The 14,213-nt window shown below is 70.1% G+C and carries 12 protein-coding genes; 3 read left to right on the top strand and 9 right to left on the bottom strand.

Annotated features, from left to right (window positions below; all coding sequences use genetic code 11):
• Positions 1-140: 140 nt before the first annotated feature.
• Entirely contained in the window at positions 141-1,214 is a 1,074-nt protein-coding gene (locus tag ACQP2O_RS06975) for a hypothetical protein (RefSeq protein WP_433180984.1), read from the top strand.
• A gap of 238 nt (positions 1,215-1,452) precedes the next feature.
• Positions 1,453-3,372 carry a Wzz/FepE/Etk N-terminal domain-containing protein gene (locus ACQP2O_RS06970; RefSeq protein ID WP_433180982.1) on the top strand — a complete coding sequence of 640 codons (1,920 nt, stop codon included), beginning with the start codon at positions 1,453-1,455 and terminating at the stop codon, positions 3,370-3,372.
• Positions 3,373-3,396: 24 nt separating this feature from the next.
• Here ACQP2O_RS06970 and ACQP2O_RS06965 read toward each other — a convergent pair whose 3' ends face one another.
• A complete protein-coding gene (locus ACQP2O_RS06965; protein WP_433180980.1) occupies positions 3,397-4,293 on the bottom strand; it encodes a glycosyltransferase family 2 protein in 897 nt (298 codons plus the stop codon).
• 62 nt (positions 4,294-4,355) lie between these two features.
• Here ACQP2O_RS06965 and ACQP2O_RS06960 point away from each other — a divergent pair, with 62 nt between their 5' ends.
• Positions 4,356-4,820: a PPOX class F420-dependent oxidoreductase gene (locus ACQP2O_RS06960; RefSeq protein ID WP_433180978.1), complete on the top strand. Its 465-nt coding sequence runs from the start codon at positions 4,356-4,358 to the stop codon at positions 4,818-4,820.
• Positions 4,821-4,862: 42 nt separating this feature from the next.
• On the opposite strand, the gene cysN is transcribed toward ACQP2O_RS06960, so the two are convergent.
• The 8 genes from cysN to glmU form a co-directional block, all read right to left on the bottom strand.
• Positions 4,863-6,131 carry a sulfate adenylyltransferase subunit CysN gene (gene cysN / locus ACQP2O_RS06955; RefSeq protein ID WP_433180976.1) on the bottom strand — a complete coding sequence of 423 codons (1,269 nt, stop codon included), beginning with the start codon at positions 6,129-6,131 and terminating at the stop codon, positions 4,863-4,865.
• A 91-nt stretch (positions 6,132-6,222) separates the two neighbouring features.
• Positions 6,223-7,152, bottom strand: coding sequence for a sulfate adenylyltransferase subunit CysD (cysD, locus tag ACQP2O_RS06950; protein WP_433180974.1), 930 nt, complete (start codon positions 7,150-7,152; stop codon positions 6,223-6,225).
• Between the two features lie 23 nt (positions 7,153-7,175).
• Positions 7,176-7,946 (bottom strand): 3'(2'),5'-bisphosphate nucleotidase CysQ, encoded by a 771-nt coding sequence (locus ACQP2O_RS06945; RefSeq protein WP_433180973.1) that lies wholly within the window; start codon positions 7,944-7,946, stop codon positions 7,176-7,178.
• A 20-nt stretch (positions 7,947-7,966) separates the two neighbouring features.
• Positions 7,967-9,445, bottom strand: coding sequence for a sugar transferase (locus tag ACQP2O_RS06940; protein WP_433180971.1), 1,479 nt, complete (start codon positions 9,443-9,445; stop codon positions 7,967-7,969).
• 263 nt (positions 9,446-9,708) lie between these two features.
• A complete protein-coding gene (gene pth / locus ACQP2O_RS06935) occupies positions 9,709-10,290 on the bottom strand; it encodes an aminoacyl-tRNA hydrolase (RefSeq protein WP_433180969.1) in 582 nt (193 codons plus the stop codon).
• Between the two features lie 430 nt (positions 10,291-10,720).
• Positions 10,721-11,353: a 50S ribosomal protein L25/general stress protein Ctc gene (locus ACQP2O_RS06930; RefSeq protein WP_433180967.1), complete on the bottom strand. Its 633-nt coding sequence runs from the start codon at positions 11,351-11,353 to the stop codon at positions 10,721-10,723.
• A gap of 182 nt (positions 11,354-11,535) precedes the next feature.
• A complete protein-coding gene (locus ACQP2O_RS06925) occupies positions 11,536-12,516 on the bottom strand; it encodes a ribose-phosphate diphosphokinase (protein WP_433180965.1) in 981 nt (326 codons plus the stop codon).
• A gap of 13 nt (positions 12,517-12,529) precedes the next feature.
• Positions 12,530-13,978 (bottom strand): bifunctional UDP-N-acetylglucosamine diphosphorylase/glucosamine-1-phosphate N-acetyltransferase GlmU, encoded by a 1,449-nt coding sequence (gene glmU / locus ACQP2O_RS06920; RefSeq protein WP_433180963.1) that lies wholly within the window; start codon positions 13,976-13,978, stop codon positions 12,530-12,532.
• Between the last annotated feature and the right edge of the window lie 235 nt (positions 13,979-14,213).

The raw sequence follows: 14,213 nt of genomic DNA, 5'->3' as shown, positions 1-14,213 counted from the left end.
ACGTGCGTGATCGCCGGAACCGCCGCTTCGTACCCGTTCGACACCGATGGCTCCCTAGACTCGCAGGCGGCAGGAGTTTACCGGGGGCAGCCCCGAGCCTTACCTTCTCAGAGACTTAGTGGGGAGATCCGGGGATCAGCATGCCCATGCGCCTTTATCGCGTGCCTTCGGCGGTCCTGGCCGCGCTCTGCGCCTTCTGGCCGACCGCCGCCACCGCCCGGATCGCGGCGGCGCCGGGGCCCATCGACGCCCAGGTCGTCGAGACCGTCACCGACCCGCGCATCACCCAGGCGAGCGGGCTGGCGACGAGCGAGAACGGCCGCGTCCTGTACTCCCACGAGGACTCGGGCCGCACCACGGACGTCTTCGGGCTCGGGGCCAAGGGCAAGGTGCAGTTCACGATCCGCCTGCCCGCCGGTTCCAACCAGGACTGGGAGGACATGAACGCCGTCCGGCTCCGCAACGGCAAGCGGTTCATCTTCATGGGCGACATCGGGGACGCGCTGCTCACCCGGCAGAAGGACCACAAGTCCGGCCGGCGCGACTACCAGGTGTACCGGTTCGCCGAGCCGTCGCCGGACTCGACCGGCCAGGTCACGGCGACCGGCCTGGAGACCTACCGCCTGCGGTACGCCGACGGCGTCACCGGCCGCAACGCCGAGACGCTGCTGGTCCAGCCGGGCACCGGCCACGTGTTCGTGGTGAACAAGACCGAGAACGCCCAGCAGCGCGCCGCGCTGTGGGCCGCGCCGGCGAGCCTGAACCCGCAGGGCGTCAACCTCCTGCGCGCCGTCGTCCCGAACGTCCCGATCACCGGGGCGTCCGGCGGCGCCTTCTCCCCCACCGGCGACCGCGTGGTCATCCGCAACGACGACACCGCGTACGTCTGGTGGATCAACGGCGGCGACATCGCCAAGTCCCTGACCCAGGACCCGGTGGAGATCCTGCTGCCGCGGCAGAAGCAGGGTGAGGGCGTGACCTTCACGCCCGACGGCCACGCGTTGCTGGTCAACTCCGAGGGGGCGGGGCAGCCGATCTGGCGGGTTCCGCTGCCCAACTCGGCCGATGCCGCGCGCACCGCCGCCCCGGCCGGGCAGAGCGCCGACAACGCCGGCGGCGGGCAGAACGTCACGATGATCGCGTTGGTCATCGGCGGGGTGGCGGCGCTCATCGGATTCGGACTCATCGTCTTCCACGTCCGCCGGCGTTCTTAGTACCGCGGGAACTGACACGCCTCGGAACGGCACGATTACACCACGTACCTATACAAAACAGATTTCGATCAGCGAGACCGCGCCGCGAATTGCCCCAGATCGACGATCGCCGACGTCGATTACCTGAACAATCATTCCGAACACGGAACGAGCCCTTACGAGCAGAGGTTTCCGTGATGTTCGGCAAGGTATCTTATGGCGGTCTCATAGACCTTCGGCGAAGGGGTCACGCAGCCAGATGGACGCCACGGCCACGGGGGGCTCACGCGAGCTCGCTGAGTATCTCGCAATGCTCAAACGCCGCTGGTGGGTCGTTGCCGCGGCCGCCGCGCTCGGCGTCGCGCTGGCGGCGATGCTCGTCGTCGTCATGCCCAAGACCTACTCCGCCTTCACGGTCGTCAACGTCACCCCCACCACGCTGGACAGCGGCAGCCAGTCCGGTCGCCAGCAGGACATCAACCTGCAGACCGAAGCGCAGCGCGTACGGTCGTACTCCGTGGCCGAGCGGGTGGCCAGGAGTCTCGGCTCGAAGGCCACCCCGGGCGAGCTGAGCGCGTCGGTGTCGGTGAACGTCCCGAACAACTCCACGGTCCTGTACATCACGGTCGAGGCGGCGACCGCGGACGGCGCCCGCAGCCGCGCGCACGCGTTCGCGCAGGCCTACCTGGACGACCGGCGCGACAGCGCCACCAACATCCTGATGAGCCAGATGTCCGCGCTGGAACGGCAGATCAACTCCCTTTCCAAGCAGCTTCGGACGATGGCCGACAAGGTCCAGAAGAACCTGGTCGTCTCCCAGATGCAGGTCCTGAACAACAAGGCGTCCGACCTGCGGGTGCAAGCCGCCAACGTCAGCCCGGGCCAGATCATCACCGACGCCCGGCTACCGTCGGCCCCCTCGGACCCCACGCTGACGAAGTACCTGCCCAGCGGCCTCGTGGGCGGCCTGCTGCTGGGCGTAGTCCTGGCCATCCTGCTGGACCGCACGGACAAGCGGGTGCGTACGGCGCAGGACATCGAGCGGATCCTCGACCTGCCGGTCCTCGTGGACGTCCCGGCCAAGCGCGGCCGGGAGGGGCTGGGGCTGCTCCCGGCGCGCAGCCGGACCGGCCAGAGCTTCCACGAGCTGTCCCACGTCCTCACCGCCACGCTCGGCCACGGCAACCACGTGCTCCTGGTCACCGGGGCGGCCCCGGGCCGCGGCGGCAGCATCGTCGCCGCCAACCTCGCCGCCGCGCTCGCGCGCACCGGCTCCGACGTGCTGCTGATCTGCGCGGACCTGAACTCCTCGGTGGCCGGCGAGCTCCTCGGCCTCCCGGAGGGCCCGGGGCTGTCGGAGGTGCTGCTCGGCTGGGCCGAGGCCCGCGAGGTGATCCGCAAGAACCACGGCGCGCCGACCCTCAGCGCCATCACGGTCGGCGCGAACGGCGAACTGGCCGCCGAGCTGCTGCAGCGGGAGCAGATGACCAAGCTGATCGGGTCGCTGCGCGAGAAGTACCGGTTCACGGTCATCGAGGCCCCGTCCACCGAGCTGGGCGCCGACGCCCAGGCGCTCGCGGACCTGGCCGACGCCGCGCTCATGGTGGTCGAGATCCCCCTCGCGCGCTACGCCCAGGTCCGCGACGGCGTGCGCCGCATCGACCGGATGGGCGCCGCGGTGATGGGCGCGGTCGTCCTCCCCACCCAGGACGACAAGATGCCGACCGCGCCGCCGCGGCCTTCGCTTCCGGCGCGGACCCCGCCGCCGTTGCGCGAGCGGCCGTCTGCTCCGCCGGCGGCGCCGAGCAAGTACCAGGCCATCGAGGAGCCGCCGACGGTCATGGACATGGTCGCCGTCTCCGACGAGGACAGCCCGCCGCGGAGGGGCCGGCGCCACCGCCCCGAGCCGCTCCCGCCCGCGTCCACCGAGGACTCCGTCCGGACCAACGAGACCGCGCTTCCGACCGGCCAGGACGTGTCCGCCGCGTCGGGCCGGTCCGCGGGACGCTCCGGCGGCCGGTCGCGGTCCGCCGAGGCGCCCCGGCCGGCGGAGACCGCCCGGCGCACCGACGGCGGCCACCGCGCCGAGGCCGCCCGGCCCGCCGACTCGACGCGCCAGGCGCCGACCGACAACAGCGCCGACGAGACCGCGGCGCACCCCAAGGTCACCTGGACCTGATCGATCGTCCCGGCCGGGGGTCGGTCAGATGCCTCGGCCGCGGGCGTGCAGGGTCAGCAGGACGCGCTTGCCCGAGACCACGCCGGAGGCGACGGCGAGCGCGAACGGCACCCGGCGCTCCTTCCAGTTGGCGCGCACCGCACGACCGGCCCAGCGGACGGCCTCCCGGCGCCGGCCGATCGTGGCGCAGCCGAACGCGATCTGCCCGTACACGCGCCCGGCGGCGGCCGGGGAGCGGCCGATCTCGGGATACCGGTCGAGGAACCACCGCAGGGCCTCCACCTTCGTCTCCCATGCCTGCGCGTAGTACGAGGTCTGGCCGAACAGCACGCGGACGTACGGACGGTCGACGTTGACGATCGGATGCCGCCGGGCCGCCCGTAGCGCGAGGTCCCAGTCCTCGCCCTGACCGCCGGGGATCGTCTCGTCGACCATGCCGATGTCGATCAGCGCCTCGCGCCGCGCCACGTACGTCGAGGAGTGCACGCTCATCACCCGGTCGCCGACGAGGTCGTCGAAGCGGACGTGATCGGCGCCGGCGAGCCGGGGCATCTCCCGGCCGTCGAAGTCGACCACGATGCCGCAGCTGCAGAGCACCGCCTCGGGCTCGTCCTGAAGGGCGGCGACCTGGGCCGCGAGCTTGCCGGGCAGCCACACGTCGTCGTCGTCGCAGGAGGCCACGAAGTCGGTGTCGAGCGCGAGGATGCCGGTGTTGCGGCTGCCGGGGAGCCCTGGCGTACGGGTGTTGGCGAGCACCTCGACCCGGTCCCCCGCCAGGTTCTGGTCGGGTGTCGCCCGGTCGTACACGACGACGACGCGAACCGGTCCGTCGTACTCCTGGGCGAGCACCGACTCCACCGCGCGGCGCAGCAACTCGGGACGGTTGTGAGTGGGGATCACCACTCCGACGGAGGGCAGCACCCGGAAAGGGTACAGATCTAGTCTGTCGCGCAGTAACCGTTCCATCCGGAAAGGCGATTTCTGTGGCTCCGAGAATCGCGACCGCCGAGCGTGTCGACCGGGACGCCCTGCTGGAGTTCCTGCGCCCGCGGCATCACGGGCTGCTGGCGACCGTACGGTCGAGTGGCCGTCCCCAGATGTCCCCCGTCGCCTGTGGCGTCGACGGCGAGGGACGCATCGTGATCTCCACCTATCCCGAGCGGGTCAAGGCGCGGAACCTGCGCCGGGACGAGCGGGTGTCGATCTGTGTGCTGTCCGACGACTGGGACGGCCCGTACGTCCAGGTCGACGGGCGTGCCGAGGTGCTGGACATGCCCGAGGCCCTGGAGGGGCTCGTCGAGTACTACCGCTGCATCGCCGGTGAGCACCCCGACTGGGAGGAGTACCGGGAGGCGATGCGGCGGCAGGACAAGTCGCTCATCCGCATCCACATCGAGGAGTGGGGACCGATCGCGACCGGCGGATTCCCACCCGGTCACCAGAAATGAGCGTACGGGCCCGGCTCGCCGAGGAGCCGGGCCCCGTACGATCTAGCGGTTCTCCATGATCATGCCGGCGGCGACCGTGGCGTTGGTGGCCTCGTCGATGAGGATGAACCCGCCGGTGGCGCGGTTGCGGGCATAGTCGTCGGCGAACAGCGGCTGGGTGACGCGCAGGCTGATCCGGCCGATCTCGTTCAGCTGCAGCCGCTCGGCGTCCTCGTGGCGGTGCAGCGTGTTGACGTCGAGCCGGTAGTGCAGATCCTTGACCATCGCCTTGGCCATACGGGTGGTGTGCTTGATGATCAGCTTGCCGCGCGGCACGAGGGGCCGCTCGTCGGACATCCAGCAGACCATCGCGTCGACGTCCTGAGTGACCTGCGGCCGGTTGTGCGGCCGGCAGATCATGTCGCCCCGGGAGATGTCGATGTCGTCCTCCAGCAGGAGCGTCACCGACATCGGCGGGAACGCCTCGTCCACCGGCCCGTCGGCGGTGTCGATGCGCTTGATCCGCGTGGTCAGCCCGGACGGCAGGTGCATGACCTCGTCGCCCGGCTTGAGCACGCCGCCCGAGACCTGACCCGCGTAGCCGCGGTAGTCGTGCAGCTCCGGGTCGGTGGACTTGTGCGGGCGGATGACGTACTGCACGGGGAACCGCACGTCGATGAGGTTGCGGTCGGAGGCGATGTGGACGTTCTCCAGGTGGTGCAGCAGCGACGGACCGTCGTACCACTGCATGTTCGCCGACCGCTCGACGACGTTGTCGCCGTGCAGAGCCGAGATCGGGATGAACGTCAGGTCGCCGACGGACAGCTTGGCCGCGAACGACGTGAACTCGTCCTTGATCCGCTCGAACGTCGCCTGGTCGTAGTCGACGAGGTCCATCTTGTTGACCGCCAGCACGAGGTGCGGCACCCGCAGCAGCGTTGTCAGGAACGCGTGCCGGCGCGACTGTTCGAGGATGCCCTTGCGCGCGTCGATCAGGACGATCGCCAGGTCGGCGGTCGAGGCGCCGGTCACCATGTTCCGGGTGTACTGAATGTGCCCGGGGGTGTCGGCGATGATGAACTTCCGCCGGGGCGTGGCGAAGTAGCGGTAGGCGACGTCGATCGTGATGCCCTGCTCGCGCTCGGCGCGCAGGCCGTCGGTCAGCAGGGCGAGGTTGGTGTAGTCCTCGCCCCGGTCCCGGCTGGTGCGCTCGACGGCCTCGAGCTGGTCCTCGAAGATCGACTTGGAGTCGAAGAGCAGGCGTCCGATGAGGGTGGACTTACCGTCGTCGACCGAGCCGGCGGTGGCCAGCCGCAGAATGTCCATGCTCACTGGTCGCTCTCCGCTCCTCGTTCCCTCCGCGTCCGGCTTGCTTCGCGGCGCCGGACACTCCGCTCACTGCGTCGGGTTCGCTCCCGGCTCATTAGAAGTAGCCCTCCCGCTTGCGGTCCTCCATGGCGGCCTCGCTGGTGCGGTCGTCGGCGCGGGTCTGGCCGCGCTCGGTGATCCGCGTGGCCGCGATCTCGGTCATGACGTCGCCCAGGGTGACCGCCGTCGACTCGACGGCGCCCGTGCAGCTCATGTCACCGACCGTGCGGTAGCGGACCATCGCCTCGAAGGCCGGCTCGTCGTCGCCCCGGTTGGAGTACGGGCTGTCGGCGAGCAGCATGCCGTCGCGTTCGAAGACGGTGCGGGTGTGCGCGAAGTAGATGGACGGGATCTCCAGACCCTCCGTCTGGATGTAGTCCCAGATGTCCAGCTCGGTCCAGTTCGACAGCGGGAACACCCGGACGTGCTCGCCCTGACGGATCCGCGTGTTGTACAGGTTCCACAGCTCAGGCCGCTGATTCTTCGGATCCCACTGGCCGAAGTCGTCGCGGAAGGAGACGACGCGCTCCTTGGCGCGGGCCTTCTCCTCGTCGCGGCGGGCGCCGCCGAAGGCCGCGTCGAAGCGGTGCTCTTCGATGGCGTCGAGCAGTGTGGTGGTCTGCAGGCGGTTCCGGCTGGCCCGCCGGCCGGTCTCCTCGACGACGCGCCCCTTGTCGATGGACTCCTGGACGGAGGCGATCACCAGGCGGACGCCGAGCTCGGCGACGCGACGGTCGCGGAACTCGATGACCTCCGGGAAGTTGTGCCCCGTGTCGACGTGCATGACGGGGAAGGGGACCGGCGCCGGCCAGAACGCCTTCTCGGCGAGGCGCAGCATGACAATGCTGTCCTTGCCGCCGGAGAAGAGCAGGACGGGCCGTTCGAACTCGGCCGCGACCTCCCGGATGATGTGGATCGATTCGGACTCCAGGACGCCCAGCTGGGACGTCCGGTAGTCGCGGGTGTCAGCGGTTGTGCGCTGCATGTGGAGCCGCTCCCGGGGTTCGCTTACGAGACCGCCCGGATACCGGCGAGCAGCGTCGGCGCCAGGTCCGGGTGGCAGACCAGGATATCCGGGAGGAGGGTGTCCTCATTGTTATAGATCAAGGGTGATCCGTCGATACGGGAGGTATGGGCGCCCACGGCCCGGGCGACGGCGACCGGCGCGGCGGAGTCCCATTCGTACTGTCCGCCCGCGTGTACATAGGCATCGACGTCTCCGAGGATCATCGCGGCGACCTTCGCACCGGCCGATCCGATGGTGACCAATTCCACGTCCGCGTCGAGTGCCTCGAGCAGCCGGTCGAGGAACGCCGGCGGGCGGCTGCGGCTGACGGTGAGCCTGATGTGTGACGGATCGCTCAGCGGGCGCGGTGGCGTCGGCTCCGCGGTGGAGAGGGTCCGGCCCTGGGCGGGCAGTGCGACGGCGCCGGCGGTGAGCCGCCCGGTCCCGTCCGCACCCCGCTCCCAGAGGGCGACGTGGACGGCCCAGTCGGCCCGTCCCTCCTCGCCGTACTCACGGGTGCCGTCGAGCGGATCGATGATCCACAGACGGTCGGCGTCGAGGCGGTCGAGGTCGTCCTTGCCCTCCTCGCTGAGGATCGCGTCACCGGGGCGCTGCCGGGCGAGCGCCTCCGTCAGGTAGACGTGCGACTCCCGATCACCGGTGTCGCGGAGGGTCTTGATGTCGGCGAAGCCGGACGCGGCGCGCAGGCGCAGCAGAAGCGCTCCCGCTTCGGTGGCCAGGTCCCGGGCGAGGGCGTGGTCGTCTTGTGTCACGTACTTCTCTCTACTACACGTCAGTAGGCCCCGGAACCGTGCAACACGGCGGCCCAGGTCTTCCACAGGATCTGCAGGTCGAGTGTCAAAGACCAGTTCTCGACATAACGCAGATCCAGCCGCACGGATTCCTCCCATGTCAGATCCGCCCGGCCGCTCACCTGCCACAGACCGGTCATGCCCGGTCGTACGACGAGGCGGCGCCGCACGTCGTCGCCGTACTGGGCGACCTCTTCGGGGAGCGGCGGACGGGGGCCGACCAGCGACATGTCGCCCCAGATCACGTTGAACAGCTGCGGCAGCTCGTCGAGGGAGTAGCGGCGCAGCCAGGCCCCGATCCGGGTGATCCGCGGATCGTTCTTGATCTTGAACAGGACTCCGTCGTGGTCGTTGAGCTTCAGCAGCTCGGCCTTGCGCAGCTCGGCGTCCACGACCATCGTGCGGAACTTCAGCACGGTGAACTCACGGCCGTCCCGGCCCACCCTGGTCTGGCGGAACAGCGCGGGACCGTGGCTCTCCAGCCGGATGGCGATCACGATGGCGGCCAACAGTGGCCACAGGACGATCAGTGCCGCGCAGGCGACGGTCCGGTCGAACGCGCTCTTGGCGAGCCGGCGGACGCCGGTCAGCTCGGGGTGTTCGACGTGCAGGAGCGGCAGCCCGGCGACCGGGCGAATGGAGGTACGCGGGCCGGCGACCTCCATGAGCGCGGGCGCGACGACGAGGTCGACGTCGTCCTTCTCCAGCTGCCAGGCGAGGCGACGCAGGACCACGCCGTCCAGTTCCGGACAGGCCAGGACGGCGACGGTGTCCGCCTGCGCGGTCTCGACGACGCCGGCGATCCCGGCGAAGTCTCCGGCGACCCGGACGCCCTCGATCTCGTGGACGGCGTCGTCGCCGGAGGCGAGCATCGGGGGGAGACAGGCGGCGACGATCTCCATGCCGTGGTGGGTCTCGCGGCGCAGCTGCTTGACCAGGTCGGCCACTGCCGCCCGGTGACCGGCGGCCACGACGCGGCGCATGCACGCGCCCGCCTTCCGCCGGTGGTGCAGCCGCTTGCGCAGCTGGTAGCGACCGGCCAGCCCGAGCATCGTCGAGAGCGGCAGCGCCACGATGACGTACCCACGGGCGACGTCGATCTTGGTGGCGTACGCGGCGATCGCGACCGTCGCGGTCAGCGAGAATCCGGCCTGGATGACCCGGCGGAACTCCTCGGAGCCGACGCCGAACAGCCGCTGCTCGTACGCGCGTCCCATGTTGAGCACACCCGTCCACAGGAAGGGCAGGACGAGGCTCAGCCCGATATACGGCGTGCTCCAGGGGTCGCCGAACGTGGGATAGCGGAATCGGGCGACGAACGCGATCAGGCCGGCGAGCAGGGCCGCGAAGAAGTCGACGCAGAACGCCTGCCGTGCGTACCCGGATGCCCAGGCCTCGGCCTGCGAACGACCGTTGTGGACGGACTGGGCCTCCGGCCACGTCTTTCCGACGACCGCCATCTCACCCCTCGCCGAAATACCCCAGGACTCTGCCGGATCAGGACGCGTCGTGGACACCAGAGGTTCACACGTTTCGCCGTTTACCGCCCTCCGCGTCCTATCAGTGACAGTCAGTACCGAATTGCGGCCTTTCGGCCATCGGGAGACTGAACGGCGCTGTATTCCGGATGCCTACACCCGGCACGATAGAGACCCAGAGTGCACAGAGTGATGGAAACCACGCTTTGCGCGGCACTCGACTACGCAGCGGTGCGAAAGACCTTCTATGCGGTGTGATAGACGTTCTGCGCGCGTTCCAGACCGTCGGTGAACAACGCTTCCGTGGCGTCGGCGGCGCGTTCGGCGTTGAGGTCGAGTTCCTTGCGCTCGGTCGCGGAGAAGTCACGCAACACGAAAGCCGCGGCGTCCATGCGCCCCGGCGGGCGGCCGATGCCGAACCTCACCCGGAGATAGTCAGGGCCGCCGAGCGCCTTGGTGATCGAGCGCAGTCCGTTGTGGCCGTTGTCGCCGCCACCGCGCTTCAACCGCAGCGTGCCGTACGGGATGTCGAGTTCGTCGTGGACGACGACAACGTGCTCGAGCGGAACCTTGTAGAAGTCGCGCAGCGCCTTGACCGGGCCCCCGGACTCGTTCATGTACGACCGGGGCTTCGCGAGCACCACCCGGACGCCCACGAGACGGCCCTCGACGACCTCGGCGCGCGACTTGTGCGCCTTGAACCGCCCGCCCATCCGCGCCGCCAGCACGTCGAGGACCATGAAGCCGACATTGTGCCGGTTACCGGCGTACTGCGGTCCGGGATTGCCGAGCCCGACGACGAGCCAGGGCTCGTTCGCACCGCTCATGGTCGCGCTCCCCTTCTCACTCGCTTCGCGGGCGACTCGTCCCTCGCCGCCCACTCCGCTCGCTCGGCGGCTCGCCACCCGCTCATGGTCGCACTCGCCTTCTCACTCGCTTCGCGGGCGACTCGTCCCTCGCCGCCCACTCCGCTCGCTCGGCGGCTCGCTGCTCCGGTCCGCCATCACCGACATACGTCAAAGCCCGCGCGCAACGGGCCGCCGGGTCGGCCCGACACCCATTCCACACGGGCTCTGGGCGCCCCGTGGTAGGGGCGCTCACACACTAGTGAATGACCGCGCGACGCGGGCGCGGCCGCGAAGCCGTCCCGTCGTCCCAGGCAGGGGCGCACAGGGCGCGGACGTCCGCCGCCTCGGCGCGCCCGGCGCCTGGACGGACGTCCGGCACCCGAGCAGGTCGGGTGCCTGGGCGGCGCTCTTACTCCTCGCCGCCCTCGGCAGGCTCGGCGGGGGCGGCCTCGGCCGCGGGCGCCTCGGCCTCGCCGGCGGTCGCCGCCTCGATCTGCTCGGCCGTCGGCGCCGCCACGACGTGCAGCACCAGGGCCTCCTCGTCGGCGCCGAGCGTCGAGCCCTCCGGCAGCTTGAGGTCCTTGGCGAGAATCTGAGTGCCGACCTCCAGGCCCGCGACGTCGACCTCGACCGCCCCGGGCAGGTGGGTCGCCTCGGCCTCGAGGGCGATCTGCACGAGCTGCTGGTCGAGCATGCCGCCCGGCGCGATGTCGCCGGTCACCTGGATGGGAACCTCAACGGTGACCTTCTCGCCGCGCTTCACGACGAGCAGGTCGACGTGCTCGAGGAAGCCCTTGAGCGGGTCGCGCTGGACGTCCTTCGGAAGCGCGAGCTCGGCGCCGTCCCCGAGGCCCTCGACGCGCAGCAGCACGTTGGGGGTCTTGAGGGCGAGCATCAGCTCGTGGCCGGGCAGCGTGATGTGCTTCGGGTCGGTGCCGTGGCCGTACAGAACTGCGGGCACCTTGCCGGCCCTGCGAGCGCGCCGTGCGGGGCCCTTACCGAATTCGGTGCGGGGCTCGGCGGCAATGCGTACCTCGGACACGGCGAAAACTCCTCGCTGAAATGAAGCTTGTCGGTACAAAGTCGGCGCGCGTGGCGTCGAAGATCGTCGGTGCTCCTCGCGGCCGGGCTCAAGGTGGGCGAGCCCTTCAACGCAGCGTCGGACGCACACGGTCTCCCAAGTTTAGCCGATCGGCGTTCCGGTTCGTGCCGAGGGTCGGATTCTCAGCTGTGACCGCCGAAGAGGCTGGTCACCGAGCCGTCACTGAACACCTCACTGATCGCCCGCGCCAGCAGCGGCGCGATCGACAGCACGGTCAGCTTGTCGAACCGCTTGTTGTCCGGGATCGGCAGGGTGTTGGTGAGTACGACCTCGGAGATCCGGGAGTTCTTCAGCCGATCGACGGCGGGCCCGGACAGCACGCCGTGCGTGGCGGCCACCACGACGCGCTCGGCGCCCTCCTCGAACAGCGCTTCGGCCGCCTTCACGATCGTGCCGCCGGTGTCGATCATGTCGTCGACGACGACGCACGTGCGGCCGGCGACCTCACCGACGACGTCGAAGACCTTCACCTCGTTCGCGACCTCCGGGTCGCGCCGCTTGTGAATGATCGCCATCGGGCAGCCGCCGAGCTCGTCGCTCCAGCGCTCCGCGACGCGCACCCGCCCGGCGTCCGGGGCGACCACCGTCACCTGCGCGGTGTCGAGCTTGGACTTGATGTAGCTCGTGAGGAGCGGCAGGGCGAACAGGTGGTCCACCGGGCCGTCGAAGAAGCCCTGGATCTGCGCGGTGTGCAGGTCGACGGCCATGAGCCGGTCCGCGCCGGCGGTCTTGAACAGATCCGCCATCAGGCGCGCGGAGATCGGCTCGCGGCCGCGGTGCTTCTTGTCCTGCCGCGCGTAGCCGAAGAACGGCGCGACGACCGTGATCCGTTTGGCCGACGCCCGTTTGAGGGCGTCGACCATGATCAGCTGCTCCATGATCCACTGATTGATCGGGGCGGTGTGGCTCTGCAGCACGAACGCGTCGGAGCCACGCACCGACTCGTTGAACCGCACGAACGTCTCACCGTTGGCGAAGTCGTACGCCGACGTGGGCGTCGGCTCCACGTTGAGGGCCTCTGCCACCTCTTCGGCCAGTTCGGGGTATGCCCGGCCGGAGAAGAGCATCAGCTTCTTCTCGCCCGTCGCCTTCATCCCTGTCACCCGTACCGTCCCCTTACTCGCTGTCCTGGCCGTCCTGCTCGCCGGCGCGGCGCGCCGCCTCGGCCGAAGGGGTGCCGGCGCGCTTGCGCTCGACCCACCCCTCGACGTTGCGCTGGCGCGCCCGGGCGACCGCCATCGCGCCCGGCGGCACGTCATTCGTGATCACCGAACCGGCCGCGGTGTACGCGCCGTCGCCGATCGTGACCGGAGCGACGATCATGTTGTCGCTGCCGACCTTGACGTGGTCGCCGACGACGCTGCGGCTCTTGGTGACGCCGTCGTAGTTCACGAAGACGCAGGCGGCGCCGATGTTGGAGCCCTCGCCGATCTCCGCGTCGCCGACGTAGGTCAGGTGCGGAACCTTGCTGCCCTCGCCGACCACGGCGTTCTTGGTCTCGACGTACGTGCCGATCTTGGCCTTGCGGGCCAGCCTGGTGCCCGGCCGCAGGTAGGCGAAGGGACCGACGCTCACCTCCGACCCGATCTCGGCGGAGACGCACACGGCGTTGACCACCACGGCGTCCTCCCCGATCGAGGTGTCGGTGATCGTGGCGTTCGGGCCGATCCGCGCGCCCGCCGACACGTGGGTGGCGCCGCGCAGCTGGGTGCCCGGCTCGATGATCACATCGGGCTCGAGCGTCGCCTGGACGTCGATCCACGTGGACATCGGATCGACGATCGTCACGCCGGCGCGCATGTGCGCCTCGAGGATCCGGTCGTTCAGCTGGCGTCGCGCCTGGGCGAGCTGGACCCGGTCGTTGACGCCCTGGGTCTCGATCCAGTCGGCCGCCTTGTACGCGCCGGCCCGGTGGCCGTCCCCGCGGAGGATCCCGACGACGTCGGTGAGGTACTCCTCGCCGCTGGCGTTGTCGGTGGTGACCCGGCCCAGCGCGTCCGCCAGGAGCTTTCCGTCGAAGGCGTACATGCCGACGTTGATCTCGTTGATGGCCCGCTGGTCGGGGCCCGCGTCCTTGTGCTCCACGATCGCGGCGACCTCGCCGCCGGGCCCCCGGACGATCCGGCCGTACCCCGTCGGGTCGGGGATGTCGGTGCTCAGCACCGTGACGGCGTTGCCCTCGGTCTCGTGGGCCCGTACGAGCTCGGTCAGGGTCTCACCGCGCAACAGCGGGTGGTCGCCGTTGGTGACGACGACCGTGCCGGTCAGCGCGCCGACCGCCTCGAGGACGACCCGCACCGCGTGGCCGGTGCCGTTCTGCTGTTCCTGGGTCACCGCGACCGCGTCGGGAGCGATCTCCGCGAGGTGCTCGACGACCTTGTCCCGGCCGTGCCCGACGACGACCACGACGCGTTCGGGCCGTAGGTCGCGGGCCGCGGCGAGGACGTGCCCGACCAGGCTGCGTCCGCCCAGTTCGTGCAGGACCTTCGGGGTGGTGCGGGACTTCATCCGGGTGCCCTCGCCCGCGGCGAGGACGATGACGGCTGCTGGGCGGCTCATGGTCACGCGACCACCTCACCGGACGGTTCGGTGGTGCACGCGAGACATGGCATCGCCCGGTGGCTCGCTCCGCTCACTGGAGGAGGCTCCTCGGCGTCGCTGACAGGTTCGAGCCGGGCCACGGATGTCTGGGGAGACCTCCGGTGAGGTGCCGGCCTGCGAGAAGGCGGGGTCGCAGGGCCGTTACCCGCCCGACACCCGAAGGATACCGCCCGCGTCGGCGGCCCGCGCGCCCCGGTCC

The sequence above is a fragment of the Actinoallomurus sp. CA-150999 genome, from assembly GCF_050942425.1.
Classification (GTDB): domain Bacteria; phylum Actinomycetota; class Actinomycetes; order Streptosporangiales; family Streptosporangiaceae; genus Actinoallomurus.
This window is presented reverse-complemented; position numbering and strand designations above follow the sequence as displayed.